Source organism: gamma proteobacterium symbiont of Lampromicra miyakona (assembly GCF_059730895.1).
On sequence record NZ_AP035932.1, the window covers coordinates 3,842,981 to 3,865,490 of the forward strand.

Below are 22,510 nucleotides of genomic sequence, written 5' to 3' on the forward strand. Positions count from 1 at the left end.
GTTCACTCAGCAAAGACTTGATATTTTTTAAAGCCCGTAGGCTTGTGATATCAATCCTGCGAGTGCCCACACAGATTGTCTGATAAATTGTTAAAGAGCGGTGCGACGCGGCGTTCGGCCTGCTGTCGCGAGGTGGCGTATATTACGCTTTCCTCCTTCAGAGTCAAACACTTTTTTCAGCGTTTTTCTCCGGCGGAAGTTCTTAACGAAGCTTCCTGTCTACACCGCATTCCGTAAGTCGTTGTGCCGTGTCGATGGAGGCGCATTATAGGGAGTTGTTCGGCACGCGCAACCGCTAAATTCAATAAAAACAACCGTTCGCTGCATTCCACAGCAAAACCCCGCCTTATACCCGGTTACACACAAAGTTATCCACATCTGCAGCCGGTAATAAATTTAGGCGAGCATCGCGCAAACGTTTTCGCTACAATGCCCCGCGACGTCAAGGATGCCCCTTTTGGGGCGTTACCTGAGGTAAATGTTCTCTTCTATATATAGAGAGAGAAAGTTAAGCCTGATGTAACGCTCTTATTTACGCGAAACAAAGCCAAGGGATAAAACCACCATGCAACAACGTCGTCCTGTACGCCGCGCTCTGCTCAGTGTCTCTGACAAAGCCGGTATCCTCGAATTTGCTCAGGCCCTCTCCCATCGTGGTGTTGAGCTGCTCTCCACAGGTGGCACCGCGCGCCTGCTGGCAGATGCCGGCCTGCCCGTCACGGAAGTTTCTGACTACACCGGTTTCCCGGAAATGATGGATGGACGCGTCAAAACGCTGCACCCAAAAGTGCACGGTGGCATTCTGGGCCGTCGCGGCACCGATGATGCCATCATGGCCGAGCACGCCATCAATCCTATCGACATGGTGGTGGTGAACCTCTATCCCTTTGCCCAGACCGTGGCGAAAGCCGACTGCAGCCTGGAAGATGCCGTTGAGAACATTGATATCGGCGGTCCCACCATGGTGCGCTCGGCAGCCAAGAACCACAAAGACGTGGCGATCGTGGTGAAGAGCAGTGACTACGACGCGATCATCGCGGAGCTCGATGCCAACGAAAACTCCCTGACGCTGGAAACCCGTTTCGATCTGGCCATCAAAGCCTTTGAACACACCGCCGCTTACGACAGCATGATTGCCAACTACTTTGGCAGCCTGGTACCGGCCTATCACGGCGAAAGCACCGCGCCGGCCGGCCGTTTCCCGCGCACCCTGAATCTCAACTTTATTAAAAAGCAGGATATGCGTTACGGCGAGAACAGCCATCAGGACGCTGCTTTCTATATTGAAGAACAAGTCAGCGAAGCGTCGGTCGCCACCGCACAGCAGCTGCAGGGCAAAGCGCTGTCCTACAACAATATTGCCGATACCGATGCGGCACTGGAGTGCGTCAAGGAGTTCAGCGAGCCAGCCTGCGTTATCGTCAAGCACGCTAACCCATGCGGCGTCGCCGCAGGCGATTCAATTCTTGCCGCCTACGAGCGCGCTTATAAAACCGATCCGACCTCGGCGTTCGGCGGCATCATCGCCTTTAACCGCGAGCTGGATGAAGCGACCGCGCAGGCGATCATCAGCCGTCAGTTCGTGGAAGTCATTATTGCGCCATCGGCCAGTGAAGCGGCACTGCGCGTGACCGCAACCAAACAGAACGTCCGCGTTCTGGTGTGCGGTCAGTGGCAGAGCCGCGTGGCCGGTCTCGACTTCAAACGCGTCAACGGTGGCCTGCTGGTTCAGGATCGCGATCTCGGTATGGTCGATGCCAGCCAGCTGCGCGTTGTCAGCCAACGTCAGCCGACCGAACAGGAACTGCGTGACGCGCTGTTCTGCTGGAAAGTGGCGAAGTTCGTTAAATCCAACGCCATTGTGTATGCACGCGACAACATGACGATCGGTATTGGCGCGGGCCAGATGAGCCGCGTTTACTCTGCCAAAATTGCCGGCATCAAAGCCGCTGACGAAGGACTGGAGGTGAAGGGTTCCGCCATGGCTTCCGACGCCTTCTTCCCGTTCCGCGATGGCATTGATGCCGCAGCAGCAGTGGGCATCACCTGTGTGATCCAGCCGGGCGGTTCCATCCGCGATGATGAAGTGATTGCCGCCGCCGACGAGCACGGCATCGCGATGATCTTCACTGACATGCGTCATTTCCGCCATTAATAGCCTGGAGCCGTAACGATGAAAATTTTAGTGATTGGTAATGGTGGACGTGAACACGCGCTGGCGTGGAAAGCAGCACAGTCGCCGCTGGCAGAAACCGTATTTGTTGCGCCAGGTAACGCCGGTACCGCGCTGGAGCCGGCCCTGCAGAACGTGGCCATCAGCGCCACCGATATTCCGGCACTGCTGGCGTTTGCGCAGCAGGAAAACATCGACCTGACCATCGTCGGACCGGAAGCGCCGCTGGTGATTGGCGTAGTCGATGCGTTTCGCGCTGCCGGCCTGAAAATCTTTGGCCCGACGCAGGCTGCCGCGCAGCTGGAGGGCTCAAAAGCCTTCACCAAAGATTTCCTTGCCCGCCAGCAGATCCCGACGGCGGAATACCAGAACTTCACCGAGGTGGAACCGGCGCTGGCTTACCTGCGTGAGAAAGGCGCGCCGATCGTCATCAAAGCGGACGGTCTGGCCGCGGGTAAAGGCGTCATCGTCGCCATGACGCTGGCCGAAGCGGAAGCGGCAGTACAGGACATGCTGGCCGGCAATGCATTTGGCGACGCAGGTCACCGCATCGTCATCGAAGAGTTTCTTGATGGTGAAGAAGCCAGCTTCATCGTGATGGTGGACGGCGATAACGTCCTGCCGATGGCCACCAGCCAGGATCATAAACGTGTTGGCGACGGCGACACCGGCCCGAACACCGGTGGCATGGGCGCTTACTCACCGGCGCCGGTAGTGACCGATGAGATTCACCAGCGCGTGATGGATCAGATCATCTGGCCAACCGTCAACGGCATGAAAGCGGAAGGTAACACCTACACCGGTTTCCTGTATGCCGGTCTGATGATCGACAAAGCCGGTCAGCCGAAGGTGATCGAATTTAACTGCCGCTTCGGCGATCCGGAAACGCAGCCGATCATGCTGCGCCTGCAGTCGGATCTGGTCGCGCTGTGCCTCGCCGCCGTCGACGGCAAGCTCGATCAGCAGCAGTCACAGTGGGATCCGCGCCCGTCACTCGGCGTGGTGCTGGCCGCTGGCGGTTATCCGGGCGACTACAACACGGGCGATCAGATCCACGGTCTGCCGCTGGAAGACGTACCGGACGGGAAGGTATTCCATGCCGGCACCACCCTGAAAGATGATCTGGTGGTGACCAGCGGCGGTCGCGTACTGTGCGTGACCGCGCTGGGTGAAGATGTGGCGGCAGCGCAGAAGAATGCCTACGCGCTGGCGCAGCACATCTCATGGAACGGCAGCTTCTGCCGTAATGATATCGGTTACCGCGCGATTAACCGCAAGTAAGTCCCCGGCGGCGGCCAGCCGGTCGCCGCTAAAAATCAGCCTCTTTCGGCTGCCAGCGGCACTCATCTTCCGGCGTGGCACGCAGCAGCTGAATCCCCTCTGGCGCTTCCAGCCACGACAGGGTAATCGGCTGTTGCTGCCCCTGCTGCTGTCGATACAGCGTCGCCAGCGTGTCGCGATCGAACGCCACATTCACCTGCTGCCCCTCACAGTCACGGACCTGCGTACCGCCCTGCCAGTGCCCCTGCCGCAACAGTACCCGGCCACTCAGCAGTGCATTGCTCTGCGCCAGCATGCGCTGCGCGTCAAACCGGTACAGCTCGACGCTGTCGGCGCTGACGGCTTCACGCCGGCCAGCCAGCTGTCGCTGCATAAAATTGAGGTTGCCCTGATGGTCGAAGCGCAGGGTTACGTCGTCCGGCTGCTGGCCAGTGACGTGCCGTTCCACGCTCAGCAGTTTATCCGCCTGCCAGATATAGTCGGTGGTTTCCCGGCTATCGCCATTGAAAGGGGTGTAGACAGTACGCAGATGGACGGCTTCGTGGTCACCGTTTTTACGCCAGATTCGCACCGTACCACGGTCAGACAGATAGCCGCTGGCGGTGAAAGCCGGAAGATCGGGAGTGGTACTGCAGCCGGTGAGTAATACCCCGAGGAGGATGGCGCAGAGGCGCTGAGGAGAGATGTTCAGCATAGCAGGCCCCGGTAACAAAAAGGGGCGAAATCGCCCCTCTTTTAAAGCTAAACCGCGATGCGGAAAACTTACTTAACAGCGTCTTTCAGTGCTTTACCAGAGACGAACGCTGGCACGTTAGCTGCAGCGATTTTGATCTCTTTGCCAGTCTGCGGGTTGCGACCGGTACGCTCAGCGCGGTGGTTCACTTTAAAAGTACCAAAACCAACCAGTTGTACAGCATCACCTTCTTTCAGAGACTCAGTGATCGCAGCCAGGGTAGATTCCAGCGCAGCTTTAGCCTGGGTTTTAGACAGGTCCGCTTTCTCTGCGATCACATCAATCAGTTGAGTCTTGTTCATAAGTTATCCTTAAAGTGTATTTATCGCTTGCTAAGCAACGAGTGCGAGGGAAAAGCCATATTCTGGCACTCTTCAGCCTGCACGCACCGATAGCCACAATTTTCAGCCCCCCAAATGTAGACCAGACAGGGGGCTGATGTGAAGCCTCCAGGCGCGGTAATTCGGGCCTGAAGTCACGTTTTCTCGCCTTATTGCTGAAAAATTATACCGATGTTACTGATTCCGGCTTCACGCAGGTCTGCACGTAGCCCTTTGATTAGCTCCAGGTCCCGTTCTTCGCACTCTGCCAGCAGGCGAAAAATCTCCCACTGCAGGTCCCATTCGTCAATTACCGCCTGGTTGTCACGCAGCTCTTCGTCGCTCATTTCGCGACCGGCCTGGGTCATTTCGAGGATGGCCACGGTGGTGATCGACGTGCGGCTGACTTCGATGGCGTGCTCCAGCGTTTCACCGCTCAGCTGCGCGTGCAGCAGTTCACTCAGCGCCACGCAGGCGTCAATCGCCGGGTGCACGCCGTAAACGTCAAAGTCGTCACCGTTTGGGATCGCCGCTTCCAGTTTCTCCAGCTGGCTGTCGAAATTGATTTTGGCATCCTTCACCGTCAGGCTTTCCCACACCAGGTCGAGAATGCGGCGATAGAGCTGCGGATCGGCAAACTCGGTCTGCTGACAGAAGGCCCAGTAATTGGGGAACATCCGCTCGCACAGACAGGCCATAAAGGTCATGTGCTGCCAGCTTTCCAGCTTCGCCAGACGCAAATGGACGGGGTTCTGTAACATCAAACTTACTCTCGGTAGATTAGCTGGCGGCAGTGTACCGCAAAAGCCGCGCACAAACAGCGTTAGCGCGCATTTTGCCACTTCACAAAAGCGGGACGGCCAGACGCCACGGCATCGGCCCAGCGCGTTGGCTCCGGCAAGCGGTAGCCAGCCATGCAGGCTTCAACCCAGTGCAGTGCGCTATCGAGGCTGACGCGGTGGCCGGTTGAGACAAACAGCGGATTGCAGCGCGTCTTGCTGCGCCACACCCATGCAATCTGCTCGCCTTTATCCATCAGCGGCTGACGACTGCCCGGTGCCGCATCCAGCTCAGCGAAACGGCCGCACAGGCGCTTTTTCGCTACGCCGATAGTCGGCACATCCAGCAGCGAGCCGAAATGCGCGGCAACGCCCAGCCGGCGCGGATGAGAGATGCCATGGCCATCGACGAACAGCAGATCGGGCCGTTGCGACAATTGCTGCCACGCCGCCTGCAGGGCTGGAATTTCGCGAAACGATAGAAAACCGGGGATGTAAGGCATGGTGGTCGCGACACGCGCGATGCGATGCTCCACCAGCGTTAATGAAGGGTATTCGAGGATCACCAGGGCGGCGCGCGTTACCTCGCCGCCCTGTTCAAAACCGACATCGGCGCCGCCAATAAAGCGCGGCGGCAGTACGTCAAAATCATCCTGCCGCACCACGCTGGCGGCGAGCTGTACCTGTTGCTGTCGTAGTGCGGCTAAATCCATGCTTATCCCTGATGATATGGTCGTGATAACCGATGCACCGCCTCCACAAACGCGCCAGCGTGCTCTGGCGGAACATCCTGATGAATCCCGTGACCGAGGTTGAAGACGTGGCCTTCGCCTGCGCCAAAGCCTTCCAAAATCCCTGCCACTTCCTGCTCAATTCGTGCAGGGGGTGCATACAGCATAGACGGATCCATGTTGCCCTGCAGCGCGACTTTATCGCCCACGCGGCGCCGCGCTTCGCCAATATCGGTGGTCCAGTCAAGACCCAGCGCATCACAGCCGGTGGCCGCCATCTCTTCCAGCCACTGGCCGCCGCCCTTGGTAAACAGGGTGATGGGCACGCGTCGTCCTTCGTTCTCATGCAGCACGCTGTCGACGATTTTGTGCATGTAATAGAGTGAGAACTCGCGATAGTCGCGCCCGGTCAGCACGCCGCCCCAGGTATCAAACACCATCACCGACTGCGCACCCGCTTTAATCTGCGCGTTGAGGTAAAGGATCACGCTCTCTGCCAGCTTATCCAGCAGCGCGTGTAGCGTCTGCGGCTCGGCGTACATCATCTTCTTGATTTTGGTGAAAGCCTTGCTGCTGCCGCCTTCTACCATGTAGGTTGCCAGCGTCCACGGGCTGCCGGAGAAACCGATCAGCGGCACTTCGCCCTTGAGGTTATGACGGATGGTGCGCACCGCATTCATCACGTAACCCAGCTCCTGCTCCGGATCCGGCACCGGTAGTTTATCCACATCGGCACGGCAGGCGATGGGGTGGGAGAAACGCGGGCCTTCGCCGGTTTCAAAGTAGAGCCCCAGGCCCATCGCATCCGGAATGGTCAGGATATCGCTGAAGAGGATCGCGGCATCCAGCGCATAGCGGCGCAGCGGCTGCAGGGTAACTTCGCACGCCAGCTCCGCGTTCTTACACAGCGACATAAAATCACCGGCCTCAGCGCGCGTGGCTTTGTATTCCGGCAGGTAACGCCCGGCTTGTCGCATCATCCATACCGGGGTGATATCCACCGGCTGGCGTAACAGGGCGCGCAGATAACGATCGTTCTTCAGTTCACTCATAATGGGCTCTCTCATGCTAAGGCCGGCAGTGTAGCATTTTCATGCCGCGCTGGCGCGACACAGCGCAACCGTATCTTCAATCAGCCGGCGCGCCACGGTGCCCGGCGGCGGCAACAGGGGCAGATCGTCGTAGCGATACCAGCCAGCATCCAGCAGCTCTTTACCATCGTGCTGCAGCTCGCCGCCATCGTACTCCGCCATGAACGCCATCATCAGCGAGTGCGGGAACGGCCACGGCTGCGAGGTCACGTAACGCACATTTTTTACCCGCACGTTGCTCTCTTCCATCACCTCGCGGGCCACCGCCTGCTCCAGCGTTTCACCGACTTCGACAAAACCGGCCAGCACGGTGTAGATGCTGTTGCGATGGCGTGCATGGTTTGCCAGCAGGATCTCCTCACCGCGACGAATCGCCACAATGATGCAGGGGGCGATTTGCGGGTAGTAGCGCTCGCGGCAGTGGCTGCACAGGCAGGCAAATTCGCGCTTGCTGTGCTGCATTTCATGGCCGCAATAGCCGCACCAGCGATGCGAACGGTAGAACTCTGCCAGCTGCACGCCGCGCCCGGCGAGCTGAAACAGACCGACATCTTCGTCAATCAGCTGGCGCACCGAGGCCATATTGTCCGGACGCGCTTCGCATACCAGCCAGACGTTTTCGCCCTGCCACTCGCCAATCACTCTGCCGCTGCTGCCGGTCAGGCCAAACTCGCCGGATAAGCCATGCGGCAACTCGCCTTGCGGCAACCAAAGTTTCTGCGCGGAGCTGACAATCCACCAGCCAGCGTCTACGCTTGAGATCTCACGTTGCATCTTAATCGTTGTCCTTAGCGTCAAATGGCACGCTGAAATCCTGATGTTAAGTGTGTAATAAACAACTATAACTCACCTGGAGCCCCGTATGCTTACCCAGTTAGATAACCTGACCGAGCGTGTAGGTGGCGGTAATGAATTAGTCGACTCATGGTTGCGCGCCCGTCGACAGCTGCTCGTCACCTATTACGAGTTAATTGGCATGAAGCCGAACAAAGAAGCGCTGACCGCGCTGGATGAACAGGCGCTGGATGCGTTTTGCCATCGTCTGGTGGACTATCTCTCTACCGGCCACTTCAGCGTTTACGAGCGCATTATCAACGAGATGTCCGGCGACAGCCCGATGATTGCGGCAGCGCAGATCTATCCGGCGCTGGAAGGCAATACTGAACGTCTGATGCAACTGTATGACAGCCATCTGCAGCAGGCCATTAATGACGACAACTGCGTGGATTTCCAGCAGGCGCTGTCAGAAGTGGGCGAAGCGCTGGAGTCACGCTTTACGCTGGAAGACAAACTGATTCAGCTCGCCTGGGATAACCAGCTGGCGCGCCCGCCGGTGGCCAATGACAGCACCATTGCTCGTCCGGCCTGAACCGCTGCAGTTGTAAAAGACTTGTTATTCAGGAAAAGCCCTTTTATGCTGAATGGGCTTTTTTATTGTCTTTTTAACGACAATCCACAATCAAACTTTGCGATATAAGCGCAGCGTGCAGCAGTCAGTAAAGTCGCTTATCGCGTAAAACGTAAACTTGTCGGAGTGCCCTTAGGGGCTGAGACCGTTAATTCGGGATCCGCGGAACCTGATCAGGTTAGTACCTGCGAAGGGAACAAGAGTAGATGTGATCAGCACGGTGCAGTCAGGCGCCCGCACCGTTTCTGTTACTCCTTCCGGACTCCGGACAAGCAGCTTCCACTTATTTTCAGGAAACTTGCTATGTCTGATGCTAAAACCTCACGTCGTGAACAACGCGCGCAGGCGCAAAAATTTATCGATTCGCTCCAGGGAACCGCCTTCCCTAACTCCAAACGGATCTGGATCAGCGGCAGCCGCGCGGATATCCGCGTCCCGATGCGCGAAATTCAGCTCAGCCCGACGCACACCGGCGGCAGCAAAGATCATCCGCAATACGCAGAAAATGAACCGGTGCCGGTGTATGACACCGCCGGTGCCTATGGCGATCCCCACGCGACCATCAACGTGCATCAGGGTCTGGCAAAATTGCGCGCCGGCTGGATCGCCGAACGCAACGACAGCGAAACCATCAGCGCACTCAGCTCAAGCTACAGTCAGCAGCGGCTGGCAGATGACGGGCTGGATCATCTGCGTTTTGAACACCTGCCGCAGCCGCGCCAGGCCAAAGCGGGTCGCCGCGTCACGCAGCTGCACTATGCGCGTCAGGGCATTATCACGCCGGAGATGGAGTTCATCGCGCTGCGCGAAAACATGGGACGTGAGCGTATCCGCAGCACAACGCTGTTGCAGCAGCACGCCGGCCACGGCTTTGGCGCGCAGCTGCCGGAGAATATCAGCGCCGAATTCGTGCGCGCCGAAGTGGCCAGCGGCCGCGCCATCATTCCTGCCAACATCAATCACCCCGAATCGGAGCCGATGATTATCGGCCGCAATTTTCTGGTGAAGGTCAACGCCAACATCGGCAACTCGGCGGTAAGTTCGTCGATTGAAGAGGAAGTGGAAAAACTGGTGTGGGCCACGCGCTGGGGGGCAGATACCGTGATGGATCTGTCGACCGGCCGCTATATCCATGAAACGCGCGAGTGGATTTTGCGCAACAGTCCGGTGCCGATCGGCACGGTGCCAATCTATCAGGCGCTGGAAAAGGTCAACGGTATTGCAGAAGATCTTAACTGGGACATTTTCCGCGATACCCTGCTGGAACAGGCTGAGCAGGGTGTTGATTACTTCACCATTCACGCGGGCGTGCTGCTGCGCTATGTGCCGATGACCGCACAACGGCTGACCGGCATCGTGTCGCGCGGCGGCTCCATCATGGCGAAGTGGTGCCTGTCACATCATCAGGAAAACTTCCTCTACCAGCATTTCCGCGAAATCTGTGAAATCTGCGCCGCCTATGATGTCGCGCTGTCGCTCGGTGATGGTTTACGTCCCGGCTCGATTCAGGACGCCAACGACGAAGCCCAGTTTGCCGAACTGCGTACCTTAGGCGAGCTGACGCAAATCGCCCGGCAATATGATGTGCAGGTCATGATTGAAGGCCCCGGTCACGTGCCGATGCAGATGATCCGCCGCAATATGACCGAGCAGCTGGAACACTGCCATGAAGCGCCGTTTTATACGCTGGGCCCGCTGACGACCGATATCGCGCCGGGCTACGATCATTTCACCTCCGGGATTGGCGCCGCCATGATCGGCTGGTTTGGCTGCGCGATGCTGTGCTACGTCACGCCGAAAGAGCACCTTGGCCTGCCGAATAAAGAGGATGTTAAGCAGGGGCTGATTACCTACAAGATCGCCGCGCACGCTGCCGATCTGGCTAAAGGCCATCCCGGCGCGCAGATCCGCGACAATGCCATGTCGAAAGCTCGCTTCGAGTTCCGCTGGGAAGATCAGTTTAATCTGGCGCTCGATCCGCATACCGCGCGGGCCTATCACGACGAAACCCTGCCGCAGGAATCCGGCAAAGTGGCCCACTTCTGTTCCATGTGCGGCCCCAAATTCTGTTCAATGAAAATCACCCAGGAAGTGCGCGAATTTGCCGCCCGCCAGCAGGCTGAAGCCCAGCCGATAGCGCTGGGCATGGCGCAAATGTCCGATGCCTTCCGTAGCCGTGGCGGCGAGCTGTATCACGCCGCCGATGCCCTGAAAGAGGAAAAATGATGACTGAAGCCTTCCCTGCCACCGCGCCAAAACTGGGGCTCTATCCGGTTGTCGACAGCGTATTGTGGATTGAACGCCTGCTGGCAGCCGGCGTGCGCACCCTCCAGCTGCGCATCAAAGATGGCGATGATCGCCAGATTGAAGCCGCAGTACGCGATGCCATCGCCCTGGGCAAACAGTACGGTGCGCGGCTGTTTATCAACGATCACTGGCGCTTAGCGATTAAGTACAACGCTTATGGTGTGCATCTTGGTCAGGAGGATCTGGATGTGGCCGACCTGGACGCTATCCGCCACGCCGGCTTACGCCTGGGTCTGTCGACACACGATGACGCCGAGCTGGATCGCGCGCTGGCGCTGCGTCCGTCCTATATTGCGCTCGGCCACATCTTTCCTACACAAACCAAAGAGATGCCCTCTGCGCCTCAGGGCATTGCCGAGCTGAAGCGCCATCTGGCGCGGCTACAGCATATTCCCACCGTGGCGATTGGCGGCATTTCGCTGGCACGCGTGCCGGAGGTGCTGGCGACTGGCGTCGGCAGCATTGCCGTGGTCAGCGCGATTACCCAGGCGGAAGACTGGCAGGCGGCCACCCGCCAGCTGCTGGCGCTGGTAGAATCCCCAGAGCATGTCGCAAAAGCGTTGTAACTGACTGCAACGGCGCTAAAAATCCGCGAATACGGCGCGCAAACGGCAGCAGTCAGGGCTGGCGCGACCGGGGACAATCGCTAAAGTGAGCCTGCCCGCTGTCGCTTGCAGCGGGCCAGGGCTGGCTTCCCCGACTCTCTGTCCGGCCCTGCCTTTCCACCGTTATTCTGTCAGGGAGGTGATATGGCGCGTTTCGGCACTGCAGGCCTGCATGGCACGCTCCACGGCTGCGCCAAGGCTGGCAATCGCCTGCTCGGTTTGCTCATTCATTGGCAGACCATAATTGAGGCGCAGGCAGTTGCGATATTTACCCGCCGCCGAAAACAGCGAACCGACCGCCACCTGGATTTTCAGCTCCCGCAGCTCCGCATTCAGCCGCACCGCATCGAAGGCTTCCGGCAGCTCAATCCACATCAGGAAACTGCCCTGCGGCCGCGAGACGCAAATACCGCAGGGAAAATAGTGGCGCACCCAGCAGCTAAACGTCTCATAGTTACGCTGATACACATGGCGCATGCGGCGCAAATGCGGCAGGTAATGGCCCTGACGAATAAACTCTGCGACCGCATACTGCGGCTGCGTTGCCGTCGAACCGGTGCCAATATATTTCATGTGCAGTACGCGATCGCGATAGCGTCCCGGCGCGACCCAGCCCACGCGCAAGCCGGGCGCCAGGGTTTTGGAAAACGAGCTGCACAGCAGCACGCGGCCATCCATATCCAGCGATTTGATGGTGATCGGACGCGGATACTCCCACGCCAGCTCGCCGTAAACATCATCTTCAATGATCGCCGCGTCAAAGCGCTGCGCCAGCGTCAGCAGCGCGCGCTTACGCGCTTCCGGCATGATAAATCCAAGCGGATTATTACAGTTGGGTACCACCACCACCGCTTTGATTGGCCACTGCTCAAACGCCAGCTCCAGCGCCTCAAGACTGATCCCGCTGACCGCATCGGTAGGGATTTCAATGGCGCGGATGCCCAGACCGCGCAGTGTCTGCATGGTGCCGTGAAACGCTGGCGACTCGACGGCAATGATATCGCCTGGCTCGCACACGGCGCGAATCGACACCGACAGCGCTTCATGGCAACCGGTAGTGATGACAATATCTTCCGCCGTCAGCTGACAGCCGCTGTCAATTGTCAGCCGCGCAATCTGCTCGCGCAGCGCTGCCACGCCGAGCAGGCTGTCGTAGTTGAGCTGATCAATGTCCTGCTTCTGCGCCATGCGGCCCATGATTTTCCACAGCGGCTTGAGCGTCGGCTGGGTCAGGTCCGGCATGCCGCTGCCCAGCTGCAGCACGTCGCCATTAATGCGGCTGCTCAGCAGCTCCAGCACCGATTCCCACTGGGTGATCTCAACCGGACGCTGTACGGGTCGGGTCATCGCCGGCACCGGCGGCGTGGCTTTACGGGTAGCGACAAAATAGCCGGAACGCGGCTGCGGCACGATAAGCTGCTTCTCTTCCAGCAGATGATAAGCCTGCTGCACGGTACTGATGCTGACGCCGTGCTCAATGCTGAGCGTACGCACCGAGGGCAAGCGTTCGCCGCTGCGATACAGCCCCTGCTCAATACGGTCTGAAAGCAGACAGGCCAGATGTTGATAGCGCGTCATTGTGTGCCTCGCTGCGTTAACAGTGATCAAAAATCAGTACAGATGATGCCTATTTCTACCATTCAGATCGGTACGGGCGCAATCTGTATGTTAAAGATAAGTGATTTTTGAATCTGTATTGAATTCGCCATCAGAGGGAAAATGTTGTTCAGACATCATACTGAGGGCTGGGATTATGGAATTCGATCAGAACCGGGCGGCAAAACCGTTCAGCGTGACCTTACTCGATATCTTTCGTGGCGGCGTGCGCGCAATCAAACGCTGGCAGGCCAGACGGGAAACGCGGGAGATTCTTTCGCACCTGAGTGATGCGCAGTTGCGTGACATCGGGCTGACGCGTCAGGATATCAATCAGAAATAACGCGGATTTCAGACGAAAAAAAACCCTGCCGAGGCAGGGTTTTTTCATGGTCAGCAGAGCAGACGATTATTCGTCGTCGCTACCGCCCAGACCGGCGTTCAGCAGCTCAGCGAGGCTGGCAGAGGCTTCATCCGCAGTCACCTGCGGTGCAACCGGTGCTTCACCCGCCTGACGGCGACGCATACGATCCTGGTGGTAAGCATAACCGGTACCGGCCGGGATCAGACGACCCACGATAACGTTCTCTTTCAGGCCGCGCAGTTCGTCGCGCTTGCCGGCTACCGCTGCTTCGGTCAGGACACGGGTGGTCTCCTGGAACGATGCCGCAGAGATGAACGATTCGGTTGCCAGCGAGGCTTTGGTGATACCCAGCAGGTCACGCATGTACGTCGCGCCGATTTTGCCGTTCGCTTCCAGATCGCGGTTGGAGATCTTGATACGAGAGACTTCCGCCTGCTCGCCTTCCAGGAACTCCGAGCTACCCGCGCTCAGGATGGTTGCTTTACGCAGCATCTGACGCACGATGACTTCGATGTGCTTATCGTTAATCTTAACGCCCTGCAGGCGGTAAACTTCCTGCACTTCGTTAGTGATGTAACGGGTCACAGCATGGACGCCACGCAGACGCAGGATGTCGTGCGGAGACTCCGGGCCGTCGGATACGACGTCACCACGTTCTACACGTTCACCTTCGAATACGTTGAGCTGACGCCATTTCGGAATCATCTCTTCATACGGATCGCTACCGTCAACCGGGGTGATCACCAGACGACGCTTGCCTTTGGTCTCTTTACCGAAGGAGATGATACCGCTGATCTCCGCCAGGATAGCTGGCTCTTTCGGACGACGCGCTTCGAACAGGTCGGCAACGCGTGGCAGACCACCGGTGATGTCCTTGGTACCGCCAGATTCCTGCGGAACACGCGCCAGGGTATCACCCGAGCTGATCTTCACGCCATCTTCCAGTTGCACAATCGCTTTACCTGGCAGGAAGTACTGTGCCGGCATGTCGGTGCCCGGGATCAGTACGTCGTTGCCGTTGGCATCAACGATTTTCAGTGCCGGACGCAGGTCTTTACCACCCGCAGTACGCTCTGCAGAATCCAGTACCACCAGCGATGACAGACCGGTGAGGTCGTCAGTCTGACGGGTAATGGTCTGACCGTCGATCATGTCAGTGAAGCGGATGAAACCGCCCACTTCGGTGATAACCGGCATGGTGTGTGGATCCCAGTTTGCAACGGTTTCGCCCGCGGCAACCTGCTCGCCATCACCTTTCGCCATGACCGCACCGTAAGGCACTTTATAGCTCTCTTTGGTACGACCGAACTCGTCGATCATCTTCAGCTCAACGTTACGCGAGACGATAACCAGCTTCCCGGAGGAGTTGGTTACTGACTTGGCGTTGGTCAGCTTGATAGTACCTTTGTTCTTCACCTGAATGCTGGATTCAGCTGCCGCACGCGATGCCGCACCACCGATGTGGAAGGTACGCATGGTCAACTGGGTACCCGGCTCACCGATGGACTGTGCTGCGATAACGCCGATGGCCTCACCTTTGTTGATGATGTGACCACGTGCCAGATCGCGACCGTAGCAGTGTGCACACACACCGAAGTCGGTTTCACAGCTCACCACGGAACGCACTTTAATCGCGTCCACGGAGTTCAGTTCAACCACGTCACACCAGTGCTCATCGATCAGGGTGTTACGCGGGATCAGGATGTCCGCAGTGCCCGGCTTCAGCACGTCTTCTGCCGTCACACGACCCAGTACACGCTCACGCAGCGGCTCTTTAACGTCGCCACCTTCGATGACCGGGGTCATCATGATGCCTTCGAATGTGCCACAGTCGTCTTCGGTGACCACCAGGTCCTGCGCCACGTCAACCAGACGGCGGGTCAGGTAACCGGAGTTCGCCGTTTTCAGTGCGGTATCGGCCAGACCTTTACGCGCACCGTGGGTCGAGATGAAGTACTGGAGTACGTTCAGACCTTCACGGAAGTTCGCGGTGATTGGCGTCTCGATGATGGAGCCATCTGGCTTCGCCATCAGACCACGCATACCTGCCAGCTGACGAATCTGTGCCGCAGAACCACGCGCACCGGAGTCGGCCATCATGTAGATGCTGTTGAACGAAACCTGCTGCTCTTCTTCGCCGTGACGGTTGATCACGGTTTCGGTCTGCAGGTTATCCATCATCGCTTTGGATACGCGTTCGTTAGCCGCAGCCCAGATATCGATGACTTTGTTGTAACGTTCGCCCGCGGTAACCAGACCAGACTGGAACTGCTCCTGGATCTCGGCCACTTCCGCTTCGGCTTCTGCAATGATTTCTGCTTTCTTGGCAGGAATCACCATGTCGTCGATACCGACTGACGCACCTGAACGGGCTGCATAGGCAAAGCCGGTGTACATGGTCTGGTCAGCAAAGATAACGGTCGGCTTCAGGCCCAGGATGCGGTAACAGGTGTTCAGCATCTTAGAAATCGCTTTCTTACCCAGCGCCTGGTTGACGATGGAGTAAGGCAGACCTTTCGGTACGATCATCCACAGGATCGCACGACCAATGGTGGTGTCGATCAGGCTGGTTTTCGCAACGAGCTCTTCCTGCTCATTTTTGCTGTATTCAGTGATACGCACTTTAACGCGTGCATGCAGCTCGGCCTGGCCAGCGCGGTAAACACGCTCAGCTTCTTTCGGGCCGGTCAGCACCATGCCTTCGCCTTTGGCGTTCACTTTGTCACGGGTCATGTAGTACAGACCCAGAACAACGTCCTGTGAAGGAACGATGATTGGCTCGCCGTTCGCTGGAGACAGAATGTTGTTGGTAGACATCATCAGCGCACGCGCTTCCAGCTGGGCTTCCAGCGTCAGCGGTACGTGAACAGCCATCTGGTCACCATCGAAGTCGGCGTTATACGCCGCACACACCAGCGGGTGCAGCTGGATCGCTTTACCTTCGATCAGTACCGGTTCAAACGCCTGGATACCCAGACGGTGCAGGGTTGGTGCACGGTTCAGCAGTACCGGGTGTTCGCGAATCACTTCATCCAGGATATCCCAGACCACCGCTTCTTCGCGCTCAACCATTTTCTTGGCCGCTTTAATGGTGGTCGCGAGGCCACGCAGTTCCAGCTTGCCGTAGATGAACGGTTTGAACAGCTCCAGTGCCATTTTCTTCGGCAGACCGCACTGATGCAGACGCAGGTATGGACCTACGGTGATAACCGAACGACCGGAGTAGTCAACACGTTTACCCAGCAGGTTCTGACGGAAACGACCCTGCTTACCTTTGATCATGTCGGCCAAAGATTTCAGAGGACGCTTGTTAGAGCCGGTGATGGCACGACCGCGACGGCCGTTATCCAGCAGGGCATCTACCGCTTCCTGCAGCATACGTTTTTCGTTACGTACGATGATATCTGGCGCAGCCAGATCCAGCAGACGCTTCAGACGGTTGTTACGGTTGATCACGCGACGATACAGATCGTTCAGATCCGACGTAGCGAAACGACCGCCGTCCAGCGGTACCAGCGGACGCAGATCTGGCGGCAATACCGGCAGAACGGTCAGGATCATCCACTCTGGCTTGTTGCCAGACTGCACGAACGCTTCCAGCAGCTTGATACGCTTGGTCAGCTTTTTACGTTTGGTCTCGGAGTTGGTTTCGTTCAGCTCTTCACGCAGCTGCTCGCACTCCTGCTCCAGATCCATATTTTTCAGCAGCGCCTGGATAGCTTCCGCACCCATCTTCGCGTCGAATTCGTCACCGAACTCTTCCAGCGCGTCAAGGTACTGCTCTTCAGTCAGAATCTGACGTTTTTCCAGGTTGGTCATGCCGCCTTCGACCACAACATAAGATTCGAAGTACAGCACGCGCTCGATATCACGCAGCGGCATATCCAGCAGCAAACCGATGCGGGATGGCAGTGATTTCAGGAACCAGATGTGCGCGGTCGGCGAAGCCAGCTCGATGTGGCCCATACGCTCACGACGCACTTTGGTCTGCGTGACTTCAACGCCACACTTCTCACAGATCACGCCACGGTGTTTCAGACGCTTGTACTTACCGCACAGGCATTCGTAATCTTTTACCGGTCCGAAAATACGGGCACAGAAAAGACCGTCACGCTCCGGCTTGAAGGTACGGTAGTTAATGGTTTCCGGCTTTTTAACTTCACCGAAAGACCAGGAACGGATCATGTCTGGCGAGGCCAGCGCAATTTTGATCGCATCAAACTCTTCGGTTTTAGTTTGCGCTTTCAGAAACTTAAGTAAGTCTTTCACGGATTAGCTCCCGTCGGAGTGGAACTCTCAGGGACGCGCCAGGCGCGTCCCATAACCAGTACTTGCGAGTGCTTACTCGTCTTCCAGCTCGATGTTGATACCCAGCGAGCGAATCTCTTTCAACAGTACGTTGAAGGATTCCGGCATGCCCGGTTCCATCTGATGGTTGCCGTCAACGATGTTTTTATACATCTTGGTACGGCCGTTGACGTCATCAGACTTAACGGTAAGCATTTCCTGCAGGGTATACGCGGCACCGTATGCTTCCAGTGCCCACACTTCCATCTCACCGAAGCGCTGACCACCGAACTGCGCCTTACCACCCAGCGGCTGCTGCGTAACCAGGCTGTAAGAGCCGGTAGAACGGGCGTGCATCTTGTCGTCGACCAGGTGGTTCAGTTTCAGCATGTACATGTAACCTACGGTTACCTGACGCTCAAACTGCTCACCGGTACGGCCGTCGAACAGGGTGATCTGACCGGAAGAAGGCAGACCGCCGAGCTGCAGCAGCTCTTTGATTTCGCTCTCTTTCGCACCGTCGAACACTGGCGTCGCGATTGGCATACCTTTTTTCAGGTTCTCTGCCAGACGCAGCACTTCATCGTCCGAGAAGGTGTTCAGGTCAACTTTCTGACGCACATCGGTGCCCAGATCGTAAGCACGCTGGATAAACTCACGCAGTTTGGCGACTTCTTCCTGCTTCTTCAGCATCGCATTGATCTTCTCACCAATGCCTTTCGCCGCCATACCCAGGTGGGTTTCCAGAATCTGACCGATGTTCATACGCGATGGTACGCCCAGCGGGTTCAGTACGATGTCGACCGGCGTACCGTTCTCATCGTATGGCATGTCTTCGATTGGGTTGATCTTGGAGATAACACCTTTGTTACCGTGACGACCCGCCATTTTGTCACCAGGCTGAATCTGACGCTTAACGGCCAGATACACCTTGACGATTTTCAGCACGCCCGGTGCCAGATCGTCGCCCTGGGTGATCTTGCGACGCTTCGCTTCGAGTTTCTTCTCAAACTCGTGCTTCAGCTCGTCATACTGCTCAGCCAGCTGCTCCAGCGCGTTCTGCTTCTCTTCGTCGGTCAGACCGAGTTCCAGCCAGCGCTCACGTGGCAGCTTGTCCAGTTTCTCCGCTTCCACGCCACCTGAAATCAGGACGGCCTGGATACGGCTGAACAGGCCCGCTTCGAGGATCTGCAGTTCTTCAGACAGGTCTTTTTTCGCCTGCTTCAGCTGCATCTCTTCGATTTCCAGCGCGCGCTTGTCTTTTTCCACGCCATCGCGGGTGAAGACCTGTACGTCGATAACCGTACCGGAAACGCCGTTCGGCACGCGCAGTGACGAGTCTTTCACGTCAGAGGCTTTTTCACCGAAGATTGCACGCAGCAGTTTCTCTTCTGGCGTCAGCTGGGTTTCACCTTTCGGCGTCACCTTGCCTACCAGAATGTCGCCACCGGTCACTTCCGCACCGATATACACGATGCCGGATTCATCCAGTTTGGAGAGCGCAGCTTCACCCACGTTCGGGATGTCAGCGGTGATCTCTTCCGGCCCCAGTTTGGTGTCACGCGACACACAAGCCAGTTCCTGAATGTGGATGGTGGTGAAACGATCTTCCTGCACAACACGCTCAGAAACGAGGATGGAGTCTTCGAAGTTGTAACCGTTCCATGGCATGAACGCCACGCGCATGTTCTGACCCAGCGCCAGCTCACCGAGGTCGGTAGACGGGCCGTCAGCCAGCACGTCGCCACGCTCGATAGGTTCACCCAGAGAAACACACGGCATCTGGTTGATGCAGGTGTTCTGGTTAGAACGGGTGTACTTGGTCAGGTTGTAGATGTCGATACCTGCTTCGCCCGGATACATCTCGTCTTCGTTAACTTTGATAACGATACGTGACGCATCGACGTACTGCACGGTACCACCACGTTTCGCGACGGCAGTTACACCGGAGTCGACCGCAACAGCACGTTCCATACCGGTACCAACCAGCGGCTTGTCAGCACGCAGGGTAGGTACAGCCTGACGTTGCATGTTCGCACCCATCAGGGCGCGGTTAGCATCATCGTGCTCCAGGAATGGAATCAGGGACGCACCGACAGAAACCACCTGCTGAGTGGAAACGTCCATGTAGTCAACCTGATCGCGGCTGAACAGGCTCGATTCACCTTTGCTACGGCAGGTGACGAGATCGTCAACAAAGCTGCCGTCATCGGCGAGGTTGGTGTTCGCCTGAGCGATAACGTAGTTACCCTCTTCGATAGCAGAGAGGTAATGAATTTCATCACTCACTTTACCGTCAACCACGCGGCGGTACGGCGTTTCGAGGAAGCCGTATTCGTTAGTCTGCGCGTAAACAGAGAGTGAGTTGATCAGACCGATGTTCGGACCTTCCGGGGTTTCGATTGGACATACGCGACCGTAGTGAGTCGGGTGTACGTCACGCACTTCGAAGCCGGCGCGTTCACGGGTCAGACCGCCTGGGCCCAGAGCAGAGATACGACGTTTGTGCGTAATCTCAGACAGCGGGTTGTTCTGGTCCATAAACTGGGACAGCTGGCTGGAACCAAAGAACTCTTTCACCGCGGCCGAAATTGGCTTGGCGTTGATCATGTCCTGTGGCATCAGCGTGTCGAGGTCGCCCAGAGACAGACGCTCTTTCACAGCGCGCTCTACGCGCACCAGGCCAACGCGGAACTGGTTTTCCGCCATTTCGCCGACAGAACGGATACGACGGTTGCCGAGGTGGTCGATATCATCCACTTCGCCAATACCGTTACGGATACCGATGAGCTTCTTCATCACTTCGATGATGTCGTCTTTGCTCAGGATACCGGAACCTTCGATCTCGTCACGCAGCAGAGAACGGTTGAACTTCATGCGGCCAACGGCCGACAGATCGTAACGATCTTCAGAGAAGAACAGGTTCTCGAACAGGTTTTCTGCGGCTTCACGCGTTGGCGGCTCGCCAGGACGCATCATGCGGTAGATCTCAACCAGCGCGCTCAGGCGATCGTTGGTTGGGTCAACGCGCAGCGTCTCAGAAATGTACGGGCCGTGATCCAGGTCGTTGGTGAACAGGGTTTCGATGCGCTTGTGACCGGACTGGCTCAGTTTCGCCAGCAGATCCAGTGACAGCTCCATGTTCGCCGGCACGATCAGCTCACCGGTGTTCAGATCGATGTAATCTTTTGCGACCACTTTGCCCGCGATGTACTCGACCGGCACTTCGATGTGCTGAATGTTGTCTTTTTCCAGCTGACGGATGTGGCGCGCAGTAATGCGACGACCTTTCTCAACGTAGACCGTGCCGTTGGCTTCGATATCGAAGGAGGCGGTTTCACCACGCAGGCGCTCAGGCACCAGTTCCATCTGCAGCTTGTTGTCGCGGATTTCAAACACCACTTTTTCGAAGAACAGATCGAGAATCTGCTCAGTGGTGTAATCCAGCGCGCGCAGGATGATACTGGCCGGCAGCTTACGACGACGGTCAATACGGACGAACAGGTTGTCTTTCGGGTCAAACTCGAAGTCGAGCCATGAACCGCGGTAAGGGATGATACGTGCGTTATACAGCACTTTACCGGAAGAGTGCGTTTTACCCTTATCGCTGTCAAAGAATACGCCAGGACTACGATGCAGCTGAGAAACGATAACACGCTCAGTACCGTTGATGACAAAGGTACCGTTGTCGGTCATGAGCGGAATTTCGCCCATGTACACTTCTTGTTCTTTGATGTCTTTTACGGTGCCTTCCGGCGCTTCGCGCTCGTAGATCACCAGACGCAGTTTAACGCGCAGCGGTGCGGAGTACGTCACGCCACGGATCTGACATTCTGTCACGTCAAACACCGGCTCACCCAGACGGTAGCTGACATACTGCAACTCAGAGTTGCCGCTGTAGCTCGCGATTGGGAACACGGAACGGAAGGCTGCTTCCAGACCGTACTGGCCTTCTGGATCTTGCTCGATAAACTTCTGGAACGAGTCAAGCTGGATAGAAAGGAGATAAGGCACATCCAGTACTTGTGGACGTTTACCAAAATCCTTACGAATACGTTTTTTCTCGGTATAGGAGTAAACCATAGGGTTCCTCAGCTAGCTGACAAGTCGACCCACGCTGTCCGTCCTGAAGGGACAGTTCATGCAACACTATTTTGTTTTTCATGCGATGCGCGGCACCCCATGCAATACATCTTTCTATCACTCTTAAATCATTTCATCGCCGTTGCGCAGGCAGGGAACCCTCACAGGAAAGCGGTATATTAAGTCGTCGATAGAAAAAGATATTGAAGAGGAACAATGGACAAACAGTGCGAAACGCCATCGTTCCCCTGTAGCGCAAAAAGGCTGGTGACCAAAAAGTCACCAGCCATCAGTCTGTTTACGCAGACTGCAACCCGAGGGTTGTCTTACTTAACTTCAACTTCAGCGCCAGCTTCTTTCAGAGCAGCTTCAAGTGCAGCTGCGTCGTCTTTGCTGATGCCTTCTTTGATTGCAGCTGGAGCAGCTTCAACCAGGTCTTTAGCTTCTTTCAGGCCCAGACCAGTTGCGCCACGAACGGCTTTGATTACAGCAACTTTGTTCGCGCCAGCAGCTTTCAGGATAACGTCGAATTCAGTTTTCTCTTCAACAGCTTCAGCCGGGCCAGCAGCAACAGCGACAGCAGCAGCAGCAGAAACGCCGAATTTTTCTTCCATAGCAGAAACCAGCTCAACTACTTCCATTACGGACATAGCTGCAACGGCTTCCAGGATTTGATCTTTAGTGATAGACATGACAATTGTTCCTAAGAATCAGTAAAAGTTTATACGTTAGCAAGTACGAAGAAAAAGAAT

At 56.8% G+C, this 22,510-nt stretch carries 16 protein-coding genes and 1 riboswitch; of the genes, 6 read left to right on the top strand and 10 right to left on the bottom strand.

What is annotated here, in order from left to right; all coding sequences use genetic code 11:
* Positions 1-565 precede the first annotated feature (565 nt).
* Both purH and purD read left to right on the top strand, forming a co-directional pair.
* Positions 566-2,155 carry a bifunctional phosphoribosylaminoimidazolecarboxamide formyltransferase/IMP cyclohydrolase gene (gene purH / locus AC6I8P_RS18085; protein WP_498030852.1) on the top strand — a complete coding sequence of 530 codons (1,590 nt, stop codon included), beginning with the start codon at positions 566-568 and terminating at the stop codon, positions 2,153-2,155.
* 18 nt (positions 2,156-2,173) lie between these two features.
* On the top strand, positions 2,174-3,454 hold the full coding sequence (purD, locus tag AC6I8P_RS18090) for a phosphoribosylamine--glycine ligase (RefSeq protein WP_021508193.1): 1,281 nt from the start codon (positions 2,174-2,176) through the stop codon (positions 3,452-3,454).
* A gap of 28 nt (positions 3,455-3,482) precedes the next feature.
* On the opposite strand, the gene AC6I8P_RS18095 is transcribed toward purD, so the two are convergent.
* The 6 genes from AC6I8P_RS18095 to nudC all read right to left on the bottom strand — a co-directional run bounded on the left by AC6I8P_RS18095 (position 3,483) and on the right by nudC (position 7,882).
* Positions 3,483-4,148 carry a DUF1481 domain-containing protein gene (locus AC6I8P_RS18095; RefSeq protein ID WP_215786778.1) on the bottom strand — a complete coding sequence of 222 codons (666 nt, stop codon included), beginning with the start codon at positions 4,146-4,148 and terminating at the stop codon, positions 3,483-3,485.
* A gap of 68 nt (positions 4,149-4,216) precedes the next feature.
* Positions 4,217-4,489: a nucleoid-associated protein HU-alpha gene (gene hupA, locus AC6I8P_RS18100; RefSeq protein WP_006121511.1), complete on the bottom strand. Its 273-nt coding sequence runs from the start codon at positions 4,487-4,489 to the stop codon at positions 4,217-4,219.
* A 188-nt stretch (positions 4,490-4,677) separates the two neighbouring features.
* Complete coding sequence (locus tag AC6I8P_RS18105) at positions 4,678-5,268, bottom strand: YjaG family protein (protein WP_031279834.1); 591 nt, start codon at positions 5,266-5,268, stop codon at positions 4,678-4,680.
* A 62-nt stretch (positions 5,269-5,330) separates the two neighbouring features.
* Positions 5,331-5,999: a deoxyribonuclease V gene (gene nfi, locus AC6I8P_RS18110; protein ID WP_058781855.1), complete on the bottom strand. Its 669-nt coding sequence runs from the start codon at positions 5,997-5,999 to the stop codon at positions 5,331-5,333.
* A 2-nt stretch (positions 6,000-6,001) separates the two neighbouring features.
* Complete coding sequence (hemE, locus tag AC6I8P_RS18115; RefSeq protein ID WP_058769978.1) at positions 6,002-7,069, bottom strand: uroporphyrinogen decarboxylase; 1,068 nt, start codon at positions 7,067-7,069, stop codon at positions 6,002-6,004.
* A 39-nt stretch (positions 7,070-7,108) separates the two neighbouring features.
* Positions 7,109-7,882, bottom strand: a complete 774-nt coding sequence (gene nudC, locus AC6I8P_RS18120) for an NAD(+) diphosphatase (protein WP_021508198.1) — start codon at positions 7,880-7,882, stop codon at positions 7,109-7,111.
* Between the two features lie 88 nt (positions 7,883-7,970).
* Between nudC and rsd the strand changes: the two genes are divergently transcribed.
* From rsd to thiE, 3 genes are all read left to right on the top strand, one after another.
* The gene (gene rsd, locus AC6I8P_RS18125) at positions 7,971-8,477 is read left to right on the top strand and encodes a sigma D regulator (RefSeq protein WP_275026825.1); all 507 of its coding nucleotides are present in this window, start codon (positions 7,971-7,973) and stop codon (positions 8,475-8,477) included.
* Between the two features lie 151 nt (positions 8,478-8,628).
* Positions 8,629-8,729: riboswitch (TPP riboswitch) on the top strand.
* 90 nt (positions 8,730-8,819) lie between these two features.
* On the top strand, positions 8,820-10,742 hold the full coding sequence (gene thiC, locus AC6I8P_RS18130) for a phosphomethylpyrimidine synthase ThiC (RefSeq protein ID WP_498030853.1): 1,923 nt from the start codon (positions 8,820-8,822) through the stop codon (positions 10,740-10,742).
* On the top strand, positions 10,742-11,389 hold the full coding sequence (thiE, locus tag AC6I8P_RS18135; protein WP_498031186.1) for a thiamine phosphate synthase: 648 nt from the start codon (positions 10,742-10,744) through the stop codon (positions 11,387-11,389). The genes thiC and thiE overlap by 1 nt, the downstream gene beginning before the upstream one ends.
* Positions 11,390-11,551: 162 nt before the next feature.
* Here thiE and AC6I8P_RS18140 read toward each other — a convergent pair whose 3' ends face one another.
* Complete coding sequence (locus tag AC6I8P_RS18140) at positions 11,552-13,006, bottom strand: aminotransferase-like domain-containing protein (protein ID WP_222951400.1); 1,455 nt, start codon at positions 13,004-13,006, stop codon at positions 11,552-11,554.
* A 175-nt stretch (positions 13,007-13,181) separates the two neighbouring features.
* Between AC6I8P_RS18140 and AC6I8P_RS18145 the strand changes: the two genes are divergently transcribed.
* Positions 13,182-13,367, top strand: a complete 186-nt coding sequence (locus AC6I8P_RS18145; RefSeq protein ID WP_058769981.1) for a DUF1127 domain-containing protein — start codon at positions 13,182-13,184, stop codon at positions 13,365-13,367.
* 66 nt (positions 13,368-13,433) lie between these two features.
* Here the strand turns inward: AC6I8P_RS18145 and rpoC are convergent, their stop codons facing one another.
* From rpoC to rplL, 3 genes are all read right to left on the bottom strand, one after another.
* Positions 13,434-17,657, bottom strand: a complete 4,224-nt coding sequence (gene rpoC, locus AC6I8P_RS18150) for a DNA-directed RNA polymerase subunit beta' (RefSeq protein WP_058769982.1) — start codon at positions 17,655-17,657, stop codon at positions 13,434-13,436.
* 72 nt (positions 17,658-17,729) lie between these two features.
* Entirely contained in the window at positions 17,730-21,758 is a 4,029-nt protein-coding gene (gene rpoB / locus AC6I8P_RS18155) for a DNA-directed RNA polymerase subunit beta (RefSeq protein WP_021508205.1), read from the bottom strand.
* Positions 21,759-22,084: 326 nt separating this feature from the next.
* The gene (rplL, locus tag AC6I8P_RS18160) at positions 22,085-22,450 is read right to left on the bottom strand and encodes a 50S ribosomal protein L7/L12 (protein WP_021508206.1); all 366 of its coding nucleotides are present in this window, start codon (positions 22,448-22,450) and stop codon (positions 22,085-22,087) included.
* Positions 22,451-22,510 lie beyond the last annotated feature (60 nt).